The organism is Bordetella sp. BOR01, from assembly GCF_019218885.1.
Taxonomy (GTDB): domain Bacteria; phylum Pseudomonadota; class Gammaproteobacteria; order Burkholderiales; family Burkholderiaceae_B; genus Bordetella_A.
Genome location: NZ_JAHUWT010000001.1, coordinates 1,412,572 through 1,435,784 on the forward strand (window position 1 = coordinate 1,412,572; position 23,213 = coordinate 1,435,784).

Genomic DNA, 23,213 nt, shown 5'->3' on the forward strand with positions numbered 1-23,213 from the left:
AACGGCAACTACTTAGCCATCAACCCCAGATGCTCAATCAAGCCTTTATCCTTGGCATAAGTCGCCTCCGCCCATGCCTGGTAGTCCTGGCTGTCGCGATATGCCGGCTCCTGGTTCAACTGCTGCATCACTTCCATGCTGCGTGTCGAGAACAGCGCCTGCTTGAAGGCATCATGCAGAATCTGCACCACCTTCGGATCCATGCCCTTGGGGCCGGCCAGGCCGTAGGGTGAACTGGACACCACGCCATAGCCCAGTTCCTGGGCGGTGGGCACATCCGGCCAGCGCTTGGTGCGCTGTTCGCCGAAGGTGACCAGCAGGCGCATCTTGCCCGCGTCCACAAACTGGTCCCAGCCGGTGGCATCGCTTTGCGCCATGATGTGCCCGCCCAGCAGTGCCTGCTGCATGTCGGCATTGCCCTTGAACGGCACATGGTTCAACTTCACCTTGGCGTTGATGGCGATTTCTTCCATCAGCAGGTGCGGCGACGAGCCCACGCCCGTCGAACCGTAATCGATGGTGCCGGGCTTGGCGCGCGCCGCTTCGATATAGTCGTTGAAGGTCTTGAAGGGGGAGTCGCTGCGCACCGTGAAGCCGAAGGTGTAGCCGGACAGGCCCACGATGAAGGTGAAATCCTTGATGGGGTCCCAGTCGGTCTTCATCATGTAGGGCATGCGCAGCATGCCCAGCGGGTACAGGCTGACGGTGTAGCCGTCGGGCTTGGCGGTCTTGGCCATATTGGCCGGGCCCAGCGTGCCGCCCGCGCCCGGGCGGTTTTCCACGATCACGTTCTGTCCCAGGTGCTTGCTGGCGTCTTCGGCAATGGCGCGCAGATGGCGGTCGGTAGAGCCGCCGGCGGGAAAGGGCACGATCAGCGTGATGGGCTTGGTGGGGAACTTGTCTTGCGCCAGGGCCGGCAAAGGCAGCGCCGCACTCAGCGCGGCGGTCAGTGCCAGCCCCAGGCAGGCGCGACGGGTGGTTTTTTGATGCATGATGGTTTGTCTCCTTTCCTTTATGGTGGTGGCCGGATCCGGCCGTCCTGTTGGACGGCCGGGCCCGGTAAGGCCGGCATCCTGTGTGTGGCAGGACGCCGGCAAGAACGCGCCGGTGCAGGCTGGCGCGCCGGGGGGCTGGACGCTACTCGGCTGTCATGCCTTTGTCGCGCGCCAGCGTTCCCCATTTTTGATAATCGTCGGCAATGCGCCGGGCCATGCCGGGCGCTGGTTCGAAGCGTGCCAGGGTGCCGGCATTGATCAGTTTTTCTTGTAAAACGGGATCGGCCAGGATGGCCTGCAGCTCGGTATCCAGGCGTTCGACCACGGGCTGCGGCGTGCCCAGCGGCGCCAGCAAGCCGCCCCACGACACGGCATTGAAGCCGGCGAATCCCTGTTCGGCAATGGTGGGCACGTCGGGCAGCACCGATACCCGTTCGGGCGAACCGACCGCCAGCGCGCGCAGCTTGCCGGCCTGGATATGCGGCAGGGCGGCCACCAGGTCGGCGTACATCATGGAAATCTGTCCGCCGATGGTGTCGGTGATGGCGGGCACGCCTCCTTTGTAGGCCACGTGCTGCATCTCGAACCCGCCCACGTCCTGCAGCAGCTCCATCGTCATGTGGCCGAAGCTGCCGGCGCCCGAGCTGGCATAGTTGAGTTCGCCGGGATGCGCCTTGGCATAGTCCACCAATTGCGTCAGGCTGGCGATGCCGGGCAGCTTCTGCGGGTTGACCACCACCACGATGGGCAGGTCGTAGACCGTAGCCACCGGCTGGAAATCCTTGGGGGTTTCGTAGCCGGTGTTCTTGTAGAAGAAGGGCGCGAACAGGGTGGGCGTGGCCAGCATCATCAGCGTGTAGCCGTCGGCCGGCGAGCGCTTGAGCAGGTTGGCCGCGATGGAACCCGACGCGCCGGGACGGTTTTCAACAATGACCGGCTGCTTCAGGCGTGCCTCGAGCTGCTGGCTGACCAGTCGCGAGGCGACGTCGGTGGGGCCGCCGGGCGGGAAAGGCACGATCAGCTTGATGGGGCGGCTGGGCCAGGATTCGGCCGCGGCAGTGCCCGCCATCAGGCAGGTGGCCGCCAGCGCCGCCAGGCCGCGGCGCGCGATCGTAAGAAGATATCGGGTAGTCATGCTTGTTTCTGAAGCTCCACGGGTGTTGTGCGCCTGGCGGTGGCGGATAAGGGCGCGGGTGTCGGCGGCGGATATTCAGCCGCCGCTCTGGGACGGGGCGGTCGCATCCGGCGTGTCGGGTAGGGTCAGCACGCCCTTGGCCTGCAGGGCCTGCAATTCGGCTTCGGGCAATTGCAGCAGGCGCTGCAGCACTTCCTTGGTGCCTTCGCCCAGCGTGGGTGGCGCGCACCGGATCGGCAGGCGCTGGCCATCCAGGCGATATGGGGGGGCGTAGACATGCGTGCTGCCTGCCGCGGGATGCGGCATTTCGCGCAGCATGCCGCCCTGCCGCGTGCGTTCGCTGGTCAGCGCCTCGTGCAGGCCCAGCACCTTGCCGCAGGGAATGCCGCAGGACGTCAGGCGTTGCAGCAACACGTCGCGCGCGAATTCACGGAACAGCTCGGTCACCATGGGCAGCAGCGTCAGGCGGTTCTTGGCGCGTTCGACGTTGGTGGCGTAGCGCGGATCGTCGACGATGTCGGGGCGCATGACGACCTGCCGGCAGAATTTGTCGAATTGCGCGTTGGTGCCCACGGCAACGATCAGCGGCCCGTCGGCGCATTCGAACATGCCGTACGGCACGATCGAGGGATGGGCGTTGCCATAGCGTTGCGGATCTTGGCCCAGCAGCATGGCGTCCAGCCCGTAGTAGCTGCTGATCGTGATGCCGCAGTCGTAGAGCGCCATTTCGATCAGGCGCCCGCGGCCGGTCCGGTCGCGGCGGAACAGCGCCGCCAGCACGGCCTGGGCAGCATACATGCCGGTCATCATGTCGACGACCGCCACGCCGAACTTCAAGGGCGATTGGTGCGCTTCCCCATTGATGGCCATGATGCCGGTTTCGCCCTGGATGACCAGGTCGTAGCCGGGCCGCGCGGCTTCGGGCCCGGCACTGTTGTAGCCGCCGACCGCGCAATAGACCAGGTCAGGCTTGAGGGCCTTGAGTTGTTCATAGCCCAGGCCCAGTTTCTCGGCGCCGCCGCTCTTGAAGTTGTGGATCACGACATCGAACTGCGGCAGCAGGTCGTGGACGATCTTGACCCCTTCCGCAGACTGCAGGTCCAGCGTGATGGACCGCTTGTTGCGGTTCATGCTGTTGTAGTAAGTAGTCTCGGTGCGGCCGATGCGCATGCCCCAGTCACGGGTGTCGTCGCCGCGCACGGGATGTTCGACCTTGACGACTTCCGCGCCAAAGTCGGCCAGCACCTGGCCGCACAGGGGGCCGGCGAACACGCGGGAAAGATCCAGTACCCGTATGCCTTCCAGCGGGAAGTCCAGGTCGTCGGCGGGCGGGGTTGCGGTGGGCGAACTCATGGTGTCAGGCCTCTTGGGGAGCCAGGGCGATGAAACGGGCCAGATGGTGGTCTTCGTCGCCCAACTGGTGGTCGATCATGACCAGGCGCTTGGCGTAATGGGCCAGCGGCAGTTCCCAGGTCATGCCGATGCCGCCGTGCAACTGGATGCATTCTTCGGCGACCAGCGTGCCGACGCGGCCTATGGTGACCTTGGCGGCCGACAGCGCGCGTTCGCGCACCTGGCGGTCGGCATGGCCGAGCTGCGCGGCGGCATTGATCACGGCCGAGCGCGCCTGCTCGATTTCAAGCAGCACGTCGGCCATGCGGTGCTGCAGGGCCTGGAAGCGGCCGATGGGCACACCGAACTGCTTGCGTGTCTGCAGGTATTCGAGCGTGGCATCGCGCGCGGCATCCATGGCGCCGACGGCTTCGGCGCACAGCGCCAGCAAGCCCTTGCCGATGCTGCGCTCGAGCACCGCATGGCCTGCGCCGGCCCGGCCCAGCAGCGCATCGGCGCCCACCTGTACGCTGGCCAGCGTCAGGTCGCCGGCGCGGCCGCCGTCGATCAGCGGATAGCCCTGCACGTGCAGGCCAGGCGTTCCGGCCGGCACCAGGAACAGCGAAATGCCTTCGGCATCATCGTCCTGGCCGGCGGTGCGCGCCGACACGACGAACAGGCCCGCATGCTCGGCCTGCGCCACCACGGCCTTGGCGCCGTCCAGGCACCAGCCATCGCCGTCGGGCTGCGCGCGCGTTGCGACGCGCGCCAGTTCGTAGTGGGCCTGGGGTTCGGCATGAGCCAGCGTCACGATGGCGGTGCCGGCCAGCAGGTCTGCCAGTGTTTGCTTCTGTGCTGGCGTGCCGGCGGCGGCGATGGCATCGCCGGCCATCAGCGCGTCGAGAAAGGGCTCGACGACCAGGCCGCGGCCCAGCGCCTCGAACACGACGGCGATATCGAAGCCGCCGCCGCCCAGGCCGCCGTCGGCTTCAGCGAACAGCGCGCCGATGGCGCCCAGTTCGGCATAGCGCTGCCAGAATTCCGCGCTGTAGCCTTCGGGCGAGCCCGCGATACGGTCGCGCACGGCAAACCCGTACTGCTCGGCCACGAAGCGTTTCAACATGTCAGACAGCATGCGCCGGTCTTCGGTATGGTCGAAATTCATGCGGATTCTTCCTTACAGTCCGAGGATCATCTTCGAGATGATGTTCTTCTGGATTTCGTTCGAGCCGCCGAAGATCGACAGCTTGCGGTTGTTGAAGTACTGGGCGGCGGCGCTGTCGGCACCCTGGGGCCCGATGTGCGGGCCGTCGTAGCCGTCTTCCAGTGCCTGCGCGATATACGGGCGGGCATGGACACCCATGGCGCGGCGATTCAGCGCCGTGATTTCCTGGCGGATCTGGGTACCGCGGATTTTCAGCATCGAGCTTTCGGCGCCGGGCGCGCCGCCGTTTGCGGCCGCGGCCAGCACGCGCAGATTGGTCGTGCGCATGTTGTCGAGCTCGATCTCGACGCGCGCCAGCCGTGCCGCGAAAGCCGGGTCCTGCGCCAGCGGCCGGCCATTCTTGCGCTGGCGGGCCGCCACGGCCTTGAGCTGTTGCAGGGCGGCGGTAGACAAGCCCACGCCGGCGATATTGGTGCGTTCGTAGGTCAGCAGGTACTTGGCGCAGGACCAGCCGCGGTTTTCTTCGCCCACCAGGTTCAGCGCCGGCACGCGCACGTCGGAGAAGAACACTTCATTGACTTCGTGCTCGCCATCCAGGGTGATGATGGGCCGTACTTCGATGCCCGGCGTGCTCATGTCGATGAGCAGGAAGCTGATCCCTTCCTGCGGCTTGCCTTCGCTGCGGGTGCGCACCAGGCAGAAGATCATGTTGGCGTGCTGGCCCAGCGTGGTCCAGGTTTTCTGCCCATTGACGATGTAGTGCTCGCCGTCGCGTACCGCGGTGGTCTTCAGCGAGGCCAGGTCCGATCCCGCGCCGGGTTCGGAATAGCCCTGGCACCACCAGTCGGATCCGTCCAGGATGCGCGGCAGCCAGTAGCGTTTTTGCGCCTCGTCGCCGTACTTGATCAGCACAGGCCCCAGCATGCTCAGGCCGAAAGGCACGATGCGCGGGGCGTGGGCCAGCGCACATTCGTTTTCGAAGATGAACTTCTGCACCGCAGTCCAGCCGGTGCCGCCGTACTCGCGCGGCCAATGGCTGGCCAGCCAGCCGCGTGCATTCAGGATGGCGTGCCAGGCCTCCATGTCAACCTTGGTCAGATGCCGGCTCTCGCGCACTTTGCGCGCCAGTCCTGGCGGCAGTTCGGCTGCCAGGAAGGCGCGTACTTCGGCGCGGAAGGCTTCTTCTTCGGGAGTGAAATTCAAGTCCATGGATGCTCTCGTGTTCAGTAGATTTCAAACAGGCCAGCCGCGCCCATGCCGCCGCCCACGCACATGGTGACCACGGCATGGCGCGCCCCGCGGCGGCGGCCTTCGATCAGGACGTGGCCGGCCAGCCGGGCGCCGGTCACGCCGAACGGGTGGCCCAATGAGATGGCGCCGCCATCGACATTGAGTTTTTCGGGGGCAATGCCCAGGGTTTGCTGGCAGTACAGCGCTTGCGACGCGAAGGCTTCGTTCAGTTCCCAGAGATCGATGTCGTCGACCTTCAGGCCATGGCGGGCCAGCAGGCGCGGTACCGCATAGACCGGGCCGATACCCATTTCGTCGGGCTCGCAGCTGGCGATGGCCAGGCCGCGGAATGCACCCAGCGGCTGCAGGCCGGCGCGTTCGGCTTCGCGTGCTTCCATCAGGACGCAGGCGGCGGCGCCGTCGGACAATTGCGAGGCATTGCCGGCCGTGACGAACTGGCCCGCGCCGCGCACGGGTTCCAGCCTGGCCAGGCTTTCGTAGGTGGTGCCGGGCCGGTTGCAGGTGTCGGCATCCACCGTGACCTCGCGCTGCGTGACGGCGCCAGTGGCCTGGTCTTTCACGGCCATGGTGGTGGCGACGGCGATGATCTCGTCGCGATAGCGGCCGGCCGCCTGGGCTTCGGCCGTGCGGCGCTGGCTTTCCTCGCTGAGCCGGTCTTGCGCTTCGCGGCTGATGCCGTAGCGCGCCGCGACGATGTCGGCGGTTTCTATCATGGGCAGGTACAGCGCCGGCTTGTTTTCCAGGATCCAGGGGTCGGTGCCGGCATCGGGATCGTCGCGCGTGCGGATGTGCGACACGCTTTCGACGCCGCCCGCGATCATGGCGGGCGCACCGTCCATGACGATACGGGCCGCGGCGCTGGCGATGGCTTGCAGGCCGGATGCGCAAAAGCGGTTGACGGTGGCGCCGCCTACGCTGACGGGCAGCCCGGCGCGGATCACGGCCTGGCGGCCGATGTTGCGCCCGGTCGTGCCTTCGGGGTAGCCGCAACCCAGGATGGCGTCTTCGATCAGGGCCGGGTCGATGCCGGCGCGCTCGACCGCGGCGCGCACGGCAAAGGCGGCCAGGGTGGGGCCCGGCGTCAGGTTGAATTCGCCGCGATGGGCCTTGGTGATGGGCGTGCGGGCGGTAGAGACGATGACGGCTTCGCGCATGGCGTAGGCTCCGGAAAGATGGAAGTGGGCGCGGCGAGCGGCTCAGGCGCGGTTCAGGCTGGCGAAGGCCTGGCCCTTGTCGGCCAGTTCGACCAGCAATGGCGAGGGCTTCCAGAAGTGCGGATCTTCGTGCGCGAATTCGCGGATGTCGGCCAGGATGCGGGGCAGGCCGACCTGGTCGGCGTAGTGCAGCGGCCCGCCGCGATGGCGCGGAAAACCATAGCCGGCCAGGAACACCACGTCGATGTCCAGCGGGCGCAGGGCAATGCCCTCGCGCAGCACATTGGCGGCTTCGTTGATCATGGCGGCCAGGTAGCGGCGCAGGATGTCTTCCTGGCTGAACTGCCGCGCGGTGACGCCGGCGCGTTGGCGTTCGGCATCGACGATGGCCAGCACTTCGGGGTCGGGCGTACCGGTGCGTGCGCCATCGGGATACAGGTAGAAGCCACGGCCGGTCTTCTGGCCGAACCAGCCGCGTTCGCATAGCCGGTCGGGAATCTGCACATAGCGCAGCTTGGGGTCGCGCGTGGCGGCGCGGCGCTTGCGCGTGGCCCAGCCGATGTCGCCGCCGGCCAGGTCGGCCACCTGGTAGGGCCCCATGGGATAGCCGAACGCGCGCGCCGCGTCGTCGATCTGGTAAGGCGAGGCGCCGTCTTCCAGCATCAGGTCGGCGGCCTGGCGGTATACCGCCAGGATGCGGTTGCCGATGAAGCCGTCGCACACGCCGGCGCGCACCGGTGTCTTGCGCAGGCGGCGCGCCAGTTCGAAACCGGTGGCCACGGTATCTGGCGCGCTGCTGGCGCCCACCACGATCTCGAGCAGCTTCATGATGTTGGCCGGCGAGAAGAAATGCAGGCCCAGCACATCGGCGGGCCGGCGGGTGGCGGCGGCGATACGGTCGATATCCAGGTACGAGGTATTGGTGGCCAGCACCGCGCCCGGCTTGGCGATGCGGTCGAGTTCGGAAAACACGGCGGTCTTGACGTCGATGTCTTCGAACACGGCTTCGACGATCAGGTCGGCATCGGCCAGGGCATCGTATTGGGTGGCGCCGGTGTAGCGCGCCATGCGTTCAGCCTTGCCGGCGGCATCCAGGCGGCCTTTCTTGATGAGCAGGTCGTAGACCTGCTCGACACGCGCACGGCCGCGTGCCAGGGCTTCGTCATTCTGTTCGACCATCACGACCGGCAGGCCGGCATCCAGCATGGCCACGGCGATGCCGGCGCCCATGGTGCCGCCGCCGATCACGCCGGCGCTTTGCAGCGGGCGGGGCTGGGCCTGGCGCGTTTCGGGAGCCTTGGCGGTTTCGCGCTCGGCAAAGAAGGCATGCACCAGCGCGGCGCGCTGCGGGCTGTCCAGGCATTGCAGAAACAGGGCGCGTTCGGTACGCAGGCCTTCGTCGAAGGGCTGGTCCAGCGCCGCCTGCACGGCGTCGACAATCTTGCCGGGCGAGAACAGGCCGCGCTGGCGCGCCCGGACCTGGGCGCGCGCGGCATCGATGGCGGCCTGCGCGGCCGCGCGATCGGCCAGCGCCGCCGAGGCATCGCGGGTGCGGCGCGGGCCGGCGCCCCGCGCCAGCAGTTCGCGTGCATAGGCCAGGCCGGCTGCCTGCGCGTCGCGGCCGGTGTCGATGCGGTCGGCCAGGCTCCAGGACAAGGCTTCGTCGGTGCTGGCGTGGCGGCCCGACAGCATCAGGTCCAGGGCGGCCGCGGCACCAGCCAGGCGGGGAGTGCGCTGCGTGCCGCCCGCACCGGGCAGCAGGCCCAGGTTGACCTCGGGCAGGCCCAGCCTGGCGCCGGGCAGGGCCACGCGATAATGCGCGGCCAGGGCGATTTCCAGGCCGCCGCCCAGGGCGGCGCCGTGCAGCGCGGCAATCACCGGCTTGGTGCTGGCTTCAATGGCATTGCAGACATCGGGCAGCGCCGGCGGCTGGGGCGGCTTGCCGAATTCGCGGATGTCGGCGCCGGCGATGAAGTTGCGCCCTGCACCCACCAGCACGATGGCCTGGATGGCTGTGTCGGCCTGCGCCGCCTGGATCGCGTCGGCCAGGCCGCGCCGCACGTCTGCGCTCAGCGCGTTGACCGGGGGGTGATCGATGGTAAGGACCAGGATGCCGTCGTGCCGCTGCGATGCAACGGCGCCATAGGGCGCGCGTTCTGCCATGGGTCGTGTCTCCGGGGGTGCAGGCCATGCGGCCTGTCTGGTGTGATGGGCATGCGGATATCGCTCTTTATTCTTGATCAGCAAGTTAATCTTGACAATGGCATCAAGAGTTGACACTGCGTACAAGAAAATTTGACAATAGCCGACCATGGACACCAAAGCACTGACTCTGCTGGTCGAAATCCTGGACGCCGGCAACCTGAGCGAAGCCGCGCGCCGGCTGAAGATGACGCGCGCCAATGTCAGCTATCACCTGGGCCAGCTGGAACGCGCCGTGGGCATGCAGCTGGTGCGCCGCACGACGCGCCGGGTCGAGCCCACCGAAATCGGCCTGAAGCTGTACCAGCATGGCTGCAGCATCCGCGATGAACTGGCGGCCGCGCACGAGTCGGTGGAAACGCTGGGCAATACGCCGCAGGGCCGCGTGCGCCTGAGCGTGCCCAGCGGCTACGGCCAGTTCGTCATGTCGCCCTGGCTGCTGGAATTCAAGCGCAACTATCCGGGCATCGTGCTCGATGTGCTGTTCGAGAACAGCGTGGAAGACCTGCTGCGCGACGAAGTGGATATTGCCGTGCGCATCACCTCTGAGCCGCCCGGCCACCTGGTGGCGCGCGAGCTCGGCAAAGTGCGCTATGTGGCTTGCGCGTCGCCCGCTTATGCGGCGCGGCGCGGGCTGCCGCAGCGGCCCGAGGCACTATGCGGCGCGCCCATCATCAGCGCGGCCGTGATCGGCCGGCCGCTGCGGCTGTCGGCCTACCAGGGCAGCCAGCGCCAGCAGGTCACGCTGGACCCCACCGTGGTGTCGCGCAACTATCCATTCTTGCGCGATGCCGCGCTGGCCGGGTTGGGCGTGGCAGTGGTGCCCGATTACGTTGTGTACGAAGACGTGGCGCAGGGGCGCCTGCTGACGGCCCTGGATGCCTGGCGCCTGAGCATCTTCGGCCGCAGCATGTACCTGCTGTACATGCCCAGCCGCCATCACCCTCGCGCGCTGTCGATGTTGATCGAGTTCATCCTGGACAAGGCCCATGCCGCGCACGAAGGCAGGCCGGGGCTGTTGCCGCAAAAATGAAGATCAGGACGCGGCGTGTCAGGTGTCGGGCGCATAGTGCGCCAGGAATTCCATCACCGCCTGCCCGGCCAGCTGCGCGTCGTCGGCGGTCATGGTTTCCTGCGGGTTGTGGCTGACTCCGCCGTTGCCGCAGCGCACGAACAGCATGCTGACCGGTACCACGCGGCCCAGCAGCATGGCGTCGTGGCCGGCGCCCGAAGGCAGTTCGGCCACGGTCAACCCTTGGGCCGCGACCGCCTGCCGCCACTGCGCCTGGTGCGGCGGCGAACAGGGCGAGGCAGGCACGCGCATCAGGTCTTCCAACGTATGTTCGATACCGCGGCGCGCACAGATTTGGTCGATGCTGGCTTCGATATCGGCCAGCGCGCGATCGCGTTCGGCATCGTGCGCGGCGCGTACGTCCAGGGTCAGGTGGCAGGCGCCGGGAATGACGTTGATCGACCCGTCGGGTACGTGCAGCATGCCCACTGTGCCGACCAGCCCGGGTTCTTGCCGGCAGCGCGTCTCGACCGCCAGCACGATTTCCGCGGCCGCGCAGGCAGCATCGCGGCGCAGGTCCATCGGTGTGGTGCCGGCATGGCCGGCCGCGCCGGCAAGCGCCAGCCGGCGCCGTACGCAGCCGGCGATCGAGGTGACCACGCCCAGCGGCAGCGCGCGCTGGTGCAGCACCGGCCCCTGTTCGATATGCACCTCGAAGTAATGGCGCAGGCGCGGATCGGCCGTCTGGCCGGCGGCCTGCGCAGGGTCCAGTCCGGCATCCAGCATCGCCTGGCGCATCGTGATGCCGTCGGCATCGCGCTTGTCGAGCTGGGCCGGGTCGAACTGGCCGATGTAGGCCGACGAGCCCAGGAACGAGCCGCCATAGCGCACGCCTTCTTCTTCGGCAAAGCCGATGACTTCGAAATCGAAAGGCAGGCGCTGGCCACGCCGGCTTAGCTGTGCCACGACGGCGATGGGCAGCAGGATGCCCAGCCGGCCATCGTATTTGCCACCGTTGCGCACCGTGTCGTAATGGCTGCCGGTGGCCACGAGTACCGGGTCGGCGATGGCAGGGGCGGCCCGGTAGCGGCCGATGATATTGCCCACCGCGTCTTGCCGCACGCTGTCGAACCCGGCCGTACGCATCCAGTCTTCCAGTTGGCGTGCCGTGGCGCGATGCGCGGGCGTGAGATAGGTACAGGTCAGGTTGCCGGGATGGTCGGACCAGCGCGACAGGGCTTCGGCATGGGCCATGACGGGATCGCCATAGTCGGCGGTGGCGGGCGGCGTGGTGGCAGAGGCAGGGGTAGGCATGGGCGCGCGGATGACGGTCGAGTCTTTGCTTATAACACCGTAGCACCGCATGCCAGGCGCCGTAAAATGCCGGTTCATGCCTGGACGGATTGGCTGATGACTGTCTTCGATGCGGGCGCCGACCAGGCGCACTGGTCGCGCGTGGCCGACCAATGGATCGCCTGGGCGCGTGCGCCCGGCCACGATGCGTTCTGGGCTTATCGCGATGCGCTGCGCTCGTATATCGGCCCGGGCACGGGCAGAGCGATCGACGTGGGTTGTGGCGAGGGGCGCGGCGCGCGCGTGCTGAAAGAACTGGGCTACCACGTCGCCGCGGTCGATCCGGTCGAGCGCTTCGTGGCGGCTGCCGCGCAGGCGGACTCGGCCCACGACTATGCCGTGGCCACGGCGGCAGCGCTGCCGTTCGCCTCTGCCAGCTTCGACCTGGCCATGGCTTACAACGTATTGATGGATGTCGCCGATGTGGGCGCGAGCCTGGCGGGTATCCGGCGCGCGCTGCGGGCATCCGGCACGCTGCTCGTGTCCATTGTGCATCCCTTCGTCGATCGCGGCCGGTTTGCCGATGCGCGGCCCGATGCGCCGTTCATGCTGGAAGACTCGTACTTTGGCCGCCGGCACTTCCACGGCACGGAAGCACGCGATGGGCTGAGCATGGATTTCGCGGGCTGGTCGCAACCGCTGGAAAACTATATGGCCGCACTGGAACAGGCGGGGTTTGCGGTGGTGTCGCTGCGCGAACCCCGGCCCGATGTGGCCCAGCGCCCCGACATGGCGCGCTGGTGCCGCGTGCCGTTGTTCTTGTGGCTGAAGGCGCGGCCACTGGCTTGAGCCTGGCCGCGGGCCCGGTGCTCAGCGCCGCGCCGCCACCAGCAGCATCATGGGCCGGTCCTGCTCGTCGTGCAGAGCAGGCTGCGCAGCCAACTGCCCGGCGCTGGGGCCCCAGTCCTCGACGTGGGCCAGGGTGAAGCCGGCGCGCATGACCGCGTTGAGCAGCGTGCCCAACGTGCGATGCTGCTTGATCACGCCCGGCGCCAGCCAGTCGGTGCGGCGCGGACCTTCGTTCTGGTAGTTGTCCACCGGCCAGGTGCGATGGCCCTGGGCGTCGGCGATCCAATCGGGATGGCGCGAGGCCATGTAGATGGGATGCTCGATCGAGAATACCAGGCGGCCGCCTGGTACCAAGGCGCGGTACACAATGCCGAGCAGCCGGTCCAGGTTTGCCAGGTAGTGCAGGGTCAGCGAACTGTAGGCCAGGCCGAAGGCGGCTTCGGGCAGCGCCACGGTTTCCAGGTCTGCCTGCCGATAGGTGATGCCGGCGTCTTGCTGGCCGGCTTGGACGTCGAGCTGCGCGGCGCGTTCGAGCATGCGGGCGGACACGTCCAGTCCCAGCACGCGGCGTGCGCCATGCGCGGCCGCCCAGCGGCAGAACCAGCCGTAGCCACAGCCCAGATCGACCACGTCCAGTCCTTGCAGGCGGGGCAGCAGGGCACGTAGCGCCGGCCATTCTGGTGCGCCATCCAGGCCGTCGATCGAGCGGCGCAATTGGGCGTAGCCGGCGAAGAAGCCGGGGTCGTCGTAGATGTTCTGTGTCATTCAAAGAGTTATAACCCGGCGCCGCTGCGCAGTAGACTTGGCGCCATGTCTACCTTGCATACATCCGATCCGGGCCCCGCGCTTACCGTCTGGGGCCGCGCCAGTTCGTTCAACCTGCAGAAAGTCATGTGGCTGGTGGACGAGCTGGGGCTGGCGCATCGGCATATTCCCGCCGGCGGGCGCCATGGAGGCAACGACACGGCCGAGTTCCTGGCCATGAACCCGCATGGCAAGGTGCCGGTCATCGATGACGGGGGCGTGGTGGTGTGGGAATCGCACGCCATTTTGCGCTATCTGGCGGCGCGCCATGGACGCCCGGCGTTCTGGCACGACGACCCTGCGAGCCGTTCGGTGGCCGAGCGCTGGATGGACTGGGCGCAGACCAGCCTGCAACCCGACTTCCTGAACGGCGTGTTCTGGGGCTATTACCGCACGCCGGAGCCGCAGCGCGACCTGGCCGCCATCGCGGGCAGCGTGGCGCGTTGCGCCGCGCATTTCCAGGTGCTGGATGCGCAACTGGCACGGCAGCCTTTCCTGGCCGGCGACACGCTGACGCTGGCCGACATCGCGGCGGGCACCAGCCTGTACCGCTACTTCGGGCTGGACATCCCGCGCCCGCCGCTGCCGCATGTGCAAGCCTGGTATGCGCGCTTGCAGGCCAGGCCCGCATACCGCCGGCATGTCATGATTCCGTTTGAAGAACTGCGCGGCCGGCTGGAATACTGAGCCGTTTCTTTATCCCCCAGGAGACCATCATGTCGTTTCAAGGTAGCTGTCATTGTGGCGCCGTCCGGTTTACCGTTGATGCCGCCCCGCCGACCTCGGCCATCAGTTGCAACTGTTCGCATTGCCGCCGCAAAGGGTTCCTGCTGAGTTTTGTCCCGGCCGATATCTTCACGCTGGATGCCGGCGCCGACGACCTGCAGTCATACCGGTTCAACACCCACAAGATCGATCATCGTTTCTGCCGCCATTGCGGCTCGCAGCCGGTGGCCTACGGCGCCAATCCGGACGGATCGCAGGTGCGGGCCGTGAACCTGCGCTGCGTGCCGGACATCGACCTGGACGGGTTGACGCTGCAGAAGTTCGATGGCGCGTCCCACTAGCCAGGCTGGGCACGCGATGCTTCGTTGCGGGCCGCAGCATCGGCGGTCCGCCGGCAGGCAGACTTCGGGCTCTGAAACAGCCAGGACAAGCTGATGCGAAGATACTCGCAAGCGGTGCCGCATACCGCCGCCCCGCAAGGGTTTTTTGGGTGGCGGGTGGTAGGGGCGGCGTTCGTCATCGCGCTGTTCGCGTGGGGTATCGGTTTCTATGGGCCGCCCATTTTCCTGGGCGTGCTGCATGCCACGCGCGGCTGGCCGGTGTCGCTGCTGTCGGCGGCGATCACCGTGCATTTTCTTTGCGGCGCCGCGGTGGTGGCCTGCCTGGGTACGCTGCATCGCCACTACGGCGTGGCCGGCGTGACCGGGGCAGGTGCCTTGCTGACCGTCGTGGGACTGCTGGGCTGGGGCTATGCGCGCGAACCCTGGCAACTGTTCCTGGCCATGCCGTTCGGCGGCGCGGGCTGGGCCATGACCAGCGGCGCGGCGCTCAATGCCATGGTGTCGCCGTGGTTCGAGCGCCGCCGGCCCGTGGCATTGGGCATGGCGTTCAACGGAGCCAGCCTGGGCGGGGTCGTGTTCTCGCCCTTGTGGGTGGCCCTGATTGCCGTCGCTGGTTTCGATGGCGCCGTGCTGGCGGTTGCGCTGGCCATGGTGGCCACCATCGGCAGCCTGGCCTGGCTTTATCTACGGCAGACGCCGGCTGCACTGGGCGTGGCGCCCGATGGCGACACCGCGCCGGTTGCGCTTGCCGGCGACCCGGCGCCGCCCGTTCATGCGGTGGCCCTGGACGCGCCGCGCCGCGACCGGCGCTTTTACACCTTGGCATTGGGCGCCTCGCTGGGCTTGTTCGCCCAGGTGGGGCTGGTAGCGCATTTGTTCTCGATGCTGGTGCCGGTGCTGGGCAGTGGCGCGGCGGGCGCGGCCATGGGGCTGGCTACCGCCTGCGCCATCGGCGGCCGGATCCTGCTGGGCCGGCTGATGTCGCCGCTGATGGACCGGCGCAAGGCGGCGGCCGTCAACCTGGGCTTGCAGGCGCTGGGTTCGGTGGTGCTGCTGGGGGCCGGCTCGTCGGGCGCCGGGATGGTGCTGGGGTGCTGCCTGTTTGGCATGGGCCTGGGCAATGTGACCTCGTTGCCGCCGTTGATCGCGCAGGCGGACTTCCGGCCGGCCGATGTGGCCCGCGTCGTGGCGTGGGTAACCGCGGTGGGCCAGGCCGGCTATGCATTCGCGCCGGCGGCCTTCGGCCTGTTGCGCGAATGGGGGGCCGCGTCCGGGCAGGGCGGGCTGCTGTTGTTCTTGGGGGCCGGGCTGATCCAACTGGCCGCGGCCGCGGTCATGCTGGCCGGGCGCGCCCGCCGTGCGGACGCGGTAGGATAGGTGCCTGCGCCTTCCCTGATCGAAGCCTTGCATGTCAATCACACCGTTGCGCCAGCCTGTCGAACTCGCCAAATGCTATCGCCTGCTCAATCATGGGCCCACGGTGCTGGTGGGCAGCGCCCATGCGGGGCGTCGTAACGTGATGGCGGCCGCCTGGTCGATGCCGCTGGATTTCTCGCCGCCCAAAGTGGCGGTGGTCATCGATCGCCACACGCTGACCCGCGAACTGGTGGAAGGCTCGGGCGAGTTCTCGTTGAATGTGCCGTCGCGCGCCGTGGCGGCGGCGACCTTGTCGGTAGGGTCCGTATCGGGCCGCGAGCGCGACAAGTCGCAGACCCCCGGACTGGCCATGCTGCCGGCCGAACGCATCGGCGCGCCGCTGATCGATGGCTGCCTGGCCTGGCTGGAGTGCCGCGTCATCGCCGAACCGCATATCCAGGACACCTATGACTTGTTCCTGGGCGAGGTCGTGGCGGCGTGGGCCGACCCGCGCGTGTTTTGCGATGGGCACTGGGTGTTTCCCGACAGCGGCCCGCGCAGCATCCACTACATCGCCGGCGGCAATTTCTTCGAAACCGGGTCGGCATTCGACGTGACACCGGAATAGACAAACCGGCCGCACCGGGTTCCACGCCGGGCGCCGCCGGCTTATCATGGTCGGCCCATTTGCCTGCATGCCTGTCCCGATGATAGACGCCGCCACCTTGCATGCCCTGCGCGAATTCCCCGATCAGTTTGAAGCCTTCTATGCCGCCGTGCCGGATGGCTTTGCCACCTGGAGCCCGGCATCCTGGGAAGGCATTCCCAGCGAGCCGTTTTGCCCCATCGGCCAGCTATGCCATGTGCGGGATATTGAAATCGACGGCTATCACGTGCGGCTGGCACGCGCCCTGCGGGAAACGCATCCGCTGCTGGCGTCGATAGACGGCGACGCGCTGGCCATCGAGCGCGGCTACGCTGATGCCGATGCGCACCAGGTGCTGGCCACGTTTCGCCAGGCGCGTGCCCATACCCTGGAACGCATAGCGGGGCTGGACGACAGGCAATTGGCCCGCACCGCCGAATTCGAGGGCTATGGCACGCTGACGGTGCGCAGCCTGGTCCACTACTTGTGCAGCCACGACCAACAGCACCTGGCCGGCCTGCAATGGTTGCTGGGCAAGATGCACGCGTGCCGGCAAGCCGCATAGGCGGCGTCGCGCCGTCGTGTTGCCGTCAGGATACGGCAGGCGCCGCCGCAGGGGCGCCGGGCTGCTGTTGCAAGCGCAGCACGGGCGAACTGAACAGCACGCCGAACTGCACGGCGAATCCCGCGGCCATGGCCCACAAGCAGGCCGGCGTGCCATAACGTGCGGCCAGCAGTGCCCCCAGCGCCGCGCCCACCGGACGCGCCCCGAAAGTTGCCGTCACGATAATGGCCGATACCCGCCCCAGCATGGCGTTGGGCGTGACCGCCTGGCGCAGTGTCGTGGTTGCGATCGTCCAAAGTATGGGGCCGGCGCCGAACAGGAAAAACGCCGCGCCCGCCAGCAAGCCGGATGGTTGCGCCAGCGTGGCCAGCATCAGCAGCGCGGCCGCCAGGGCGGCCAGCGGGCCGGCGCCGATCAGGGCGCCGAATGGCAGCCGGCGCGCCAGGCGGGGCGCGGCCAGTGCTCCGGCCACCATGCCGGCTCCGTAGATACCCAGCGTCAATCCGACCTGTGCCGCGTCCAGGCGCAGCGCGTCGATAGCGTAGGCCACGTACACGGCCTGCAGGATGAACCAGGCCGTGTTGAAGAAGACGGCCGTTACCAATACGGGCCGCAACAAGGCGTGGCTGGCGACGAAGCGCGCGCCTTCGGCCAGGTCGCGCAGCGGATGCAAGGCGCGGCGCGGGGGCGCCGGGCTGGCGGGCAGGCCGGCCAGGCATGCCACCGCCAGCAGTGACAGTGCAACGGCCAGTACATAGGCTGTCGATGCGCCCATCGCGCCCACCAGCGCGCCGCCCACGGCCGGGCCAGCCGCAAAGGCGGTGCTGCGGGCCAGTTCCAGCCAGCGATTGGCCGCCGCCAACTGAGTGCCTGGCACCAGCGTAGGGACCAGGGCCGGGGCCGCCACGTTGTATGCCACGGTGCCGATGGCCCCCGCGAAGCCCAGGGCCGCCAGCCATGGCAGGCTGAGTCCGTGCGCCCATAGCAACAGCAGCAGCCCCAGCAACGAGGCCGTGCGCAAAGCCTCGGCCGCGGCCATCAGGCCGCGCCGCGAGACCCGGTCGGCCAGCACCCCGGCCGGCAACGACAGCAGCAGGAAGGGCAGTGTCTGCGCCGTCTGCAAGTAGCCGGTTTGCGCGGCGCCGGCGCCCAGGGCCAGCACGGCCACCAGGGGCGCCGCCGCCAGGGCCAGTTGTTCGGAAAACTGTGCACACAGGCTGGACCAGGCCAGGCGGTGGAAAGCCGGCGGCAGCGGCGGAGCGGACGGGGGCATGTAGGCAAGGGGCAAGGGCGACGCCGCCATGCTAGAGGCGGGCCCGTCGAAGTGCCTCCCGTTCGTTGCGGTGTAATTCCACGGCGCAGCCTGCCCGGCCGGAACTGCGATAATGGCGCATCGGCGGCGCGGTGCCGCCTTGTGCTTTCCAGGACCCCCGCATGACAGTCGCCACTCGCCCGCTGTACATCAAAGTCCACGATGCCGACAACGTCGCCATCATCGTCAACGACGGCGGCCTGCCCGCCGGCGCCGAACTGCCCGATGGCCTGATACTGCGCGAAGCCATTCCCCAGGGCCACAAAGTGTCGCTGCGCGACCTGGCCGAAGGCGACGCGGTGGTGCGCTACAACGTCACGGTGGGCTACGCCGCGCAGGCCTTGCCGTGCGGCAGCTGGGTCAACGAAAGGGTCACCACGATGCCCACGGCCCGTTCGCTCGACGACCTGCCCATGGCCACGCGCGCCGCGCCGGCCATGCCGCCGCTGGAAGGCCATACGTTCATGGGCTACCGCAACGCCGACGGCACGGTCGGCACGCGCAACATCCTGGCCATTACCACCACCGTTCAATGTGTGCAGGGCGTGGTCGAGCATGCGGTGGACCGCATCAAGGCCGAATTGCTGCCGCGCTACCCCAATGTGGATGACGTGGTGGGCCTGGAACACACGTACGGCTGCGGGGTCGCGATCGACGCCCCGGGCGCGGCGGTGCCTATCCGCACCCTGCGCAACATCAGCCGCAATCCCAATTTCGGCGGCACGGCCATGATGGTCAGCCTGGGCTGTGAAAAATTGCAGCCCGAGCGCCTGATGCCGGCCGGCAGCATTCCCATCGCCGCGGGCGCGGGCATGGGCGACGCGGTGGACACCGTCTGCCTGCAAGATGAGGAAAACGTCGGCTTCGATTCGATGATCCGTTCCATCATGCAAACCGCCGAAAAACACCTGGCCATCCTGGATCGCCGCCGGCGCGAACCCTGTCCGGTGTCGGACCTGGTGGTGGGCGTGCAGTGCGGCGGCAGCGATGCGTTTTCTGGGCTGACGGCCAATCCGGCAGTGGGCTATGCCGCCGACCTGGTCGTGCGTGCCGGCGGCACGGTGATGTTCTCGGAAAACACCGAAGTGCGCGATGGCATCGACCAGCTTACCGCGCGGGCCGCCACCCCCGCCGTGGCCGAGGCCCTGGTGCGCGAAATGGACTGGTACGACCGCTACCTGAGCCTGGGCATGGCCGACCGCAGCGCCAATACTTCGCCGGGCAACAAGAAGGGCGGCCTGTCGAATATCGTCGAGAAAGCCATGGGGTCGATCGTGAAGTCGGGCTCGGCCCCGATTTCCGGCGTGCTGTCGCCGGGCGAGAGGCTGGCCGGCAAGGGCCTGGTGTTCTGTGCCACCCCGGCCAGCGATTTCATCTGCGGCACCCTGCAGCTGGCGGCGGGCATGAACCTGCACATCTTCACCACCGGCCGCGGCACGCCCTATGGCCTGGCGCAAGTGCCGGTGATCAAGGTGGCCACGCGCAGCGACCTGGCGCGCCGCTGGCACGACCTGATGGACATCGACGCAGGCCGCATTGCCACCGGCGCCGCTTCCATCGAAGACGTGGGCTGGGAACTGTTCCGCCTGATGCTGGACGTGGCCAGCGGCAAGCAGCAGACCTGCGCCGAAAAACTGAAACTGCACAATGCCCTGGCCTTGTTCAACCCGGGGCCGGTGACTTGAGCGCCGCCTTGCCCATGAACGCGGCATGCCCGCCCGAGGCCCGCCCGGCGATGCCTGCGGCCCGATTCCCCGAGCGCCTGACACTGGCGGGCCAGGCGGCCGTGCTGGAGCCTCTGTGCGTCGCGCATACCGATGCGCTGTGGCAGGCTGCCCAGGGGGCCGACGCGTCGTGGCGCAATTTGCGTTATGGCCCGTTCGCCGACGCTGCGGCCATGCGGGCGCACGTATGCGAGCTGGCCGACCGTGCGCACCAACCCTTCTGGGCGGTGTGCCCGCGTCCGGGTAGCGCGCCGCTGGGCTGGGCGTCGCTGTGCGACATCTACCCCGAAGATGCGGCCATCGAGATCGGCAGCATCTGGTTCAGCCCTGCGCTGCAGCGCAGCCGGGCCGCGACCGAGGCGGTGTTCTTGCTGCTGCGCTATGCCTTTGACGACTTGGGATACCGGCGCATGGTCTGGCGCTGCCTGGCCGACAACGGGCCTTCGGCAGCCGCGGCGCTGCGCTACGGCTTCAAGCCCGAAGGGGTATGGCGTTCGGCCGTGAACGTCAAGGGGCGGCGTGGCGACGTGGCCTGGCATTCGATGCTGGCCGACGAATGGCCGGCGCGGCGCACGGCGCTGCAGGCCTGGCTGGCGCCTGGCAATTTCGATGCGGCCGGCCGGCCGCGCGGCCCGCTGGTACGGGGCTGACACTGTTTTAGGCGTGAACTTCCATGATTGCACCCACTGATACCGAACGACGCCTGGCCGACCTGGAGATCAAGCTGGGCCTGGCCGACGATATGCTCGACCAACTGAACCAGGCGCTGTTTCGCCAGCAGCAGCAGATCGACCGCCTGCTGCGCGAACTGGCCGAGCTGCGCCAGCAGATGCCAGACGGTGCGGGCGCGGGCTTTCGCAGCCTGCGCGACGAACTGCCGCCGCATTACTGAACGCCATGCACATCCTGTGGGCCTATCTGCGTCCGCATGGCCGGCTGGCCGTGCTGGCGCTGCTGCTGGCCGCCACCAGCCAGGTGCTGGCGCTGGTCGACCCGATCATCTTCGGCAAGATCATCGACGAATACGCCATCAACCGCGCCGGCAAGACCGATGACGAGCTGGTGTCGGGCGTGCTGGCCCTGTTGGGCCTGGCGGTGTTGATTGCCGTGCTGTCGCGGCTGGCCAAGGCGCTGCAGGAATACGTGACGCGCCTGGTGGTGCAGAAGTTCGGCACGCAGCTGTTCAACGATGGGCTGCGGCAGGCGCTGCGCCTGAAGTTCCAGGAATTCGAAGACCTGCGCAGCGGCGAGACGCTGTCGTTATTGCAGAAGGTGCGCAGCGACAGCGAGCGTTTCATCAACGCCTTCATCAACACGGTGTTCGCGGCGCTGGTGGGCATGGGGTTCCTGGTGTGGTACGCGGTTACGCGGCATTGGCTGCTGGTGCCGGTCTTCCTGGTCGGCGTGCTGGTGCTGGGCGGCCTGACCGGCCTGCTCAGCCGCGAGATCAAGAGCCAGCAGCGTTCGATCGTGCGCGAGACCAACCGCAGTTCAGGCTTCATTGCCGAATCGCTGCGCAATATCGAACTGATCAAGAGCCTGGGGCTGACGTTCCCCGAGATTCGCCGCTTGCAGGCGCAGACGGTGCGCATCTTTGAACTCGAGATGCAGAAGGTCAAGCGCATTCGCCTGCTGTCGTTCTTGCAGGGCGTGACGCTCAGCCTGTTGAAGCTGGCCATCCTTTTTGCCTTGCTATGGCTGATTTTTCGCGACGTGCTCAGCACCGGCGAACTGATTGCCATGCAGTTCATCTCGGTGGCGATCTTCGCGCCGCTGCAGGAACTGGGCAACATCATCCTGGCGTATCGCGAGGCCGAAGCCTCGTTGTCGAATTTCGACCAATTGATGAAAAAGCCGATCGACCGGCGCCCCGAAACACCGCAAGACAGCGGGCCCATCGCGCACGTACGCTTTGCCGACGTGGCGTTTCGCCACAAGGGGGCGGCCGACAATGCGCTGGACGGCGTGTCGTTCTCGGCGGCGCTGGGCGACACGATTGCCTTCGTGGGGCCGTCGGGCTCGGGCAAGTCGACGCTGGTGAAGCTGTTGCTGGGCCTGTACACGCCCGCGGTCGGCGAGGTGTTCTACAACGATATCTCGACGCGGGTGCTGCGCTACAACCGTGCGCGCCGGCAGGTGGGCCTGGTGACACAGGAACCCTACTTGTTCGCCGGCACGCTGCGCGACAACATCCGGTTGGTGAAGTCCGATGCCACCGATGCCGAGATCGTGGCGGCCATGGAGCAGTCGGCCTGCGCCTACCTGCTGCAGAAGTCGCCCGAAGGCCTGGGCACGCATATCGGCGAAATGGGCCTGAAGCTGTCAGGGGGCGAAAAGCAGCGCCTGTCGATCGCCCGCGCGCTGATACGCCAGCCGCGCCTGCTGATTTTCGACGAGGCGACCTCGGCGCTGGACTCGCTGACCGAAGAGCAGATCACTGACACGGTGCGGCGCATCTCGGCCAGCCGCAACCGGATCACCATCCTGATCGCGCACCGCTTGTCGACCATCATGCACGCCGACACGATCTTCGTGCTGGAAAAGGGCCGCATCGTGGAGCGCGGCACGCATGCCGAACTGCTGGCCCGTACCGGCCTGTACTACGCCATGTGGCGCCAGCAGATCGGCGAGCGGCCCGGCGCTGCTGCGCATCAATAGCGGTGCGCCGTGCGCCGTGTGTCATGGCCAGCCGTGCTCCAGGATGCGGCGCAGCGTTGCCTCGAGCACCTGTGGGTCGGCACGCGGGCCGCCCGGCACGTCGAATTTCCCATCCAGCGCCAGGTGTGCAAAACCATGCACCGTAGACCAGGCGCCCAGTAGCAGCGCCTGCGTAGAGGCATCGAGCGGCTGCCCGGCTGGAAAGCCGGTGTAGTCGCGGATGGCATTTTCCAGTTCGGCGAAAGCCGCCTGGCCGGCCGCCAGCAAGCGGGCATCGTCGATCAGCCGGTCTTTGCGGAACATCAGCTGGAAACGTGCCGGGTAGGCCAGCGCAAAGCGCACATAGCCCAGGCCCTGGGCGCGCAATCGCGCAGCGGGGTCGTTGCCACCCGCCTGCGCGCCCTCGTGCAGGTATTGCGTCAGTGCCTCGAATCCCAGTATGGCGACCTCGGTCAGCAGCCCGGCCGCGCTGCCGAAGTGATGCAGCGGCGCGGCCGGCGATACATCGACGCGGCGCGCCGCCTCGCGCAGCGTGAACCCTTCCAGGCCACGTTCGGCCAGGATGGCCTCGGTGGCCTCGGTCAGGGCATCGCGCAGGGCGCCATGGTGATACGCGGCATGGGCAGTGGCGGCTTTCTGTCTGGGCATGGCCTGGGCGGGTGGATCTTTACATTGTTCAAAACCGATGCTACC

General features: G+C 67.7%; 22 protein-coding genes. 11 read left to right on the forward strand and 11 right to left on the reverse strand.

Features of this window, described 5'->3' with window-relative positions; genetic code table 11:
• Positions 1–8: 8 nt before the first annotated feature.
• The 7 genes from KW845_RS06815 to KW845_RS06845 form a co-directional block, all read right to left on the reverse strand.
• Entirely contained in the window at positions 9–992 is a 984-nt protein-coding gene (locus tag KW845_RS06815; protein ID WP_218368377.1) for a tripartite tricarboxylate transporter substrate binding protein, read from the reverse strand.
• A 145-nt stretch (positions 993–1,137) separates the two neighbouring features.
• Positions 1,138–2,130: a tripartite tricarboxylate transporter substrate binding protein gene (locus tag KW845_RS06820; protein ID WP_218368378.1), complete on the reverse strand. Its 993-nt coding sequence runs from the start codon at positions 2,128–2,130 to the stop codon at positions 1,138–1,140.
• 75 nt (positions 2,131–2,205) lie between these two features.
• The gene (locus tag KW845_RS06825; protein ID WP_218368379.1) at positions 2,206–3,483 is read right to left on the reverse strand and encodes a CaiB/BaiF CoA-transferase family protein; all 1,278 of its coding nucleotides are present in this window, start codon (positions 3,481–3,483) and stop codon (positions 2,206–2,208) included.
• A 4-nt stretch (positions 3,484–3,487) separates the two neighbouring features.
• Positions 3,488–4,627 (reverse strand): acyl-CoA dehydrogenase family protein, encoded by a 1,140-nt coding sequence (locus KW845_RS06830; RefSeq protein ID WP_218368380.1) that lies wholly within the window; start codon positions 4,625–4,627, stop codon positions 3,488–3,490.
• Positions 4,628–4,639: 12 nt separating this feature from the next.
• Positions 4,640–5,836 carry an acyl-CoA dehydrogenase family protein gene (locus KW845_RS06835; RefSeq protein ID WP_218368381.1) on the reverse strand — a complete coding sequence of 399 codons (1,197 nt, stop codon included), beginning with the start codon at positions 5,834–5,836 and terminating at the stop codon, positions 4,640–4,642.
• Positions 5,837–5,850: 14 nt separating this feature from the next.
• The gene (locus KW845_RS06840; RefSeq protein WP_218368382.1) at positions 5,851–7,032 is read right to left on the reverse strand and encodes an acetyl-CoA C-acyltransferase; all 1,182 of its coding nucleotides are present in this window, start codon (positions 7,030–7,032) and stop codon (positions 5,851–5,853) included.
• Positions 7,033–7,074: 42 nt separating this feature from the next.
• Positions 7,075–9,195 carry a 3-hydroxyacyl-CoA dehydrogenase NAD-binding domain-containing protein gene (locus tag KW845_RS06845; RefSeq protein ID WP_218368383.1) on the reverse strand — a complete coding sequence of 707 codons (2,121 nt, stop codon included), beginning with the start codon at positions 9,193–9,195 and terminating at the stop codon, positions 7,075–7,077.
• A 148-nt stretch (positions 9,196–9,343) separates the two neighbouring features.
• Between KW845_RS06845 and KW845_RS06850 the strand changes: the two genes are divergently transcribed.
• Entirely contained in the window at positions 9,344–10,267 is a 924-nt protein-coding gene (locus KW845_RS06850; RefSeq protein ID WP_218368384.1) for a LysR family transcriptional regulator, read from the forward strand.
• Positions 10,268–10,285: 18 nt separating this feature from the next.
• Here KW845_RS06850 and KW845_RS06855 read toward each other — a convergent pair whose 3' ends face one another.
• Positions 10,286–11,560 carry an allantoate amidohydrolase gene (locus KW845_RS06855; protein ID WP_218368385.1) on the reverse strand — a complete coding sequence of 425 codons (1,275 nt, stop codon included), beginning with the start codon at positions 11,558–11,560 and terminating at the stop codon, positions 10,286–10,288.
• Positions 11,561–11,656: 96 nt separating this feature from the next.
• Here KW845_RS06855 and KW845_RS06860 point away from each other — a divergent pair, with 96 nt between their 5' ends.
• Positions 11,657–12,388: a bifunctional 2-polyprenyl-6-hydroxyphenol methylase/3-demethylubiquinol 3-O-methyltransferase UbiG gene (locus KW845_RS06860; protein ID WP_218368386.1), complete on the forward strand. Its 732-nt coding sequence runs from the start codon at positions 11,657–11,659 to the stop codon at positions 12,386–12,388.
• A 21-nt stretch (positions 12,389–12,409) separates the two neighbouring features.
• Here the strand turns inward: KW845_RS06860 and KW845_RS06865 are convergent, their stop codons facing one another.
• A complete protein-coding gene (locus KW845_RS06865; protein WP_218368387.1) occupies positions 12,410–13,153 on the reverse strand; it encodes a class I SAM-dependent methyltransferase in 744 nt (247 codons plus the stop codon).
• Positions 13,154–13,198: 45 nt separating this feature from the next.
• Here KW845_RS06865 and KW845_RS06870 point away from each other — a divergent pair, with 45 nt between their 5' ends.
• The 5 genes from KW845_RS06870 to KW845_RS06890 all read left to right on the forward strand — a co-directional run bounded on the left by KW845_RS06870 (position 13,199) and on the right by KW845_RS06890 (position 16,826).
• Complete coding sequence (locus KW845_RS06870; protein WP_218368388.1) at positions 13,199–13,879, forward strand: glutathione S-transferase family protein; 681 nt, start codon at positions 13,199–13,201, stop codon at positions 13,877–13,879.
• A 29-nt stretch (positions 13,880–13,908) separates the two neighbouring features.
• Positions 13,909–14,259 (forward strand): GFA family protein, encoded by a 351-nt coding sequence (locus KW845_RS06875; protein WP_218368389.1) that lies wholly within the window; start codon positions 13,909–13,911, stop codon positions 14,257–14,259.
• A 93-nt stretch (positions 14,260–14,352) separates the two neighbouring features.
• Complete coding sequence (locus KW845_RS06880) at positions 14,353–15,636, forward strand: MFS transporter (RefSeq protein WP_218368390.1); 1,284 nt, start codon at positions 14,353–14,355, stop codon at positions 15,634–15,636.
• 31 nt (positions 15,637–15,667) lie between these two features.
• Entirely contained in the window at positions 15,668–16,243 is a 576-nt protein-coding gene (locus KW845_RS06885) for a flavin reductase family protein (RefSeq protein WP_218368391.1), read from the forward strand.
• Positions 16,244–16,325: 82 nt separating this feature from the next.
• Positions 16,326–16,826 carry a DinB family protein gene (locus KW845_RS06890; protein ID WP_218368646.1) on the forward strand — a complete coding sequence of 167 codons (501 nt, stop codon included), beginning with the start codon at positions 16,326–16,328 and terminating at the stop codon, positions 16,824–16,826.
• Positions 16,827–16,851: 25 nt separating this feature from the next.
• On the opposite strand, the gene KW845_RS06895 is transcribed toward KW845_RS06890, so the two are convergent.
• Positions 16,852–18,129: an MFS transporter gene (locus tag KW845_RS06895; RefSeq protein ID WP_218368392.1), complete on the reverse strand. Its 1,278-nt coding sequence runs from the start codon at positions 18,127–18,129 to the stop codon at positions 16,852–16,854.
• 131 nt (positions 18,130–18,260) lie between these two features.
• On the opposite strand from KW845_RS06895, the gene garD reads away from it, so the two are divergent.
• The 4 genes from garD to KW845_RS06915 are packed head-to-tail and all read left to right on the forward strand — an operon-like array spanning position 18,261 to position 22,520.
• The gene (gene garD, locus KW845_RS06900) at positions 18,261–19,823 is read left to right on the forward strand and encodes a galactarate dehydratase (protein WP_218368393.1); all 1,563 of its coding nucleotides are present in this window, start codon (positions 18,261–18,263) and stop codon (positions 19,821–19,823) included.
• Between the two features lie 50 nt (positions 19,824–19,873).
• Positions 19,874–20,512 carry a GNAT family N-acetyltransferase gene (locus KW845_RS06905; protein WP_255592411.1) on the forward strand — a complete coding sequence of 213 codons (639 nt, stop codon included), beginning with the start codon at positions 19,874–19,876 and terminating at the stop codon, positions 20,510–20,512.
• A 23-nt stretch (positions 20,513–20,535) separates the two neighbouring features.
• A complete protein-coding gene (locus tag KW845_RS06910; RefSeq protein ID WP_218368394.1) occupies positions 20,536–20,754 on the forward strand; it encodes a SlyX family protein in 219 nt (72 codons plus the stop codon).
• A gap of 5 nt (positions 20,755–20,759) precedes the next feature.
• Complete coding sequence (locus KW845_RS06915; RefSeq protein WP_218368395.1) at positions 20,760–22,520, forward strand: ABC transporter ATP-binding protein; 1,761 nt, start codon at positions 20,760–20,762, stop codon at positions 22,518–22,520.
• A 21-nt stretch (positions 22,521–22,541) separates the two neighbouring features.
• Here KW845_RS06915 and KW845_RS06920 read toward each other — a convergent pair whose 3' ends face one another.
• Positions 22,542–23,168, reverse strand: coding sequence for a TetR/AcrR family transcriptional regulator (locus KW845_RS06920; RefSeq protein WP_218368396.1), 627 nt, complete (start codon positions 23,166–23,168; stop codon positions 22,542–22,544).
• Positions 23,169–23,213: the final 45 nt, after the last annotated feature.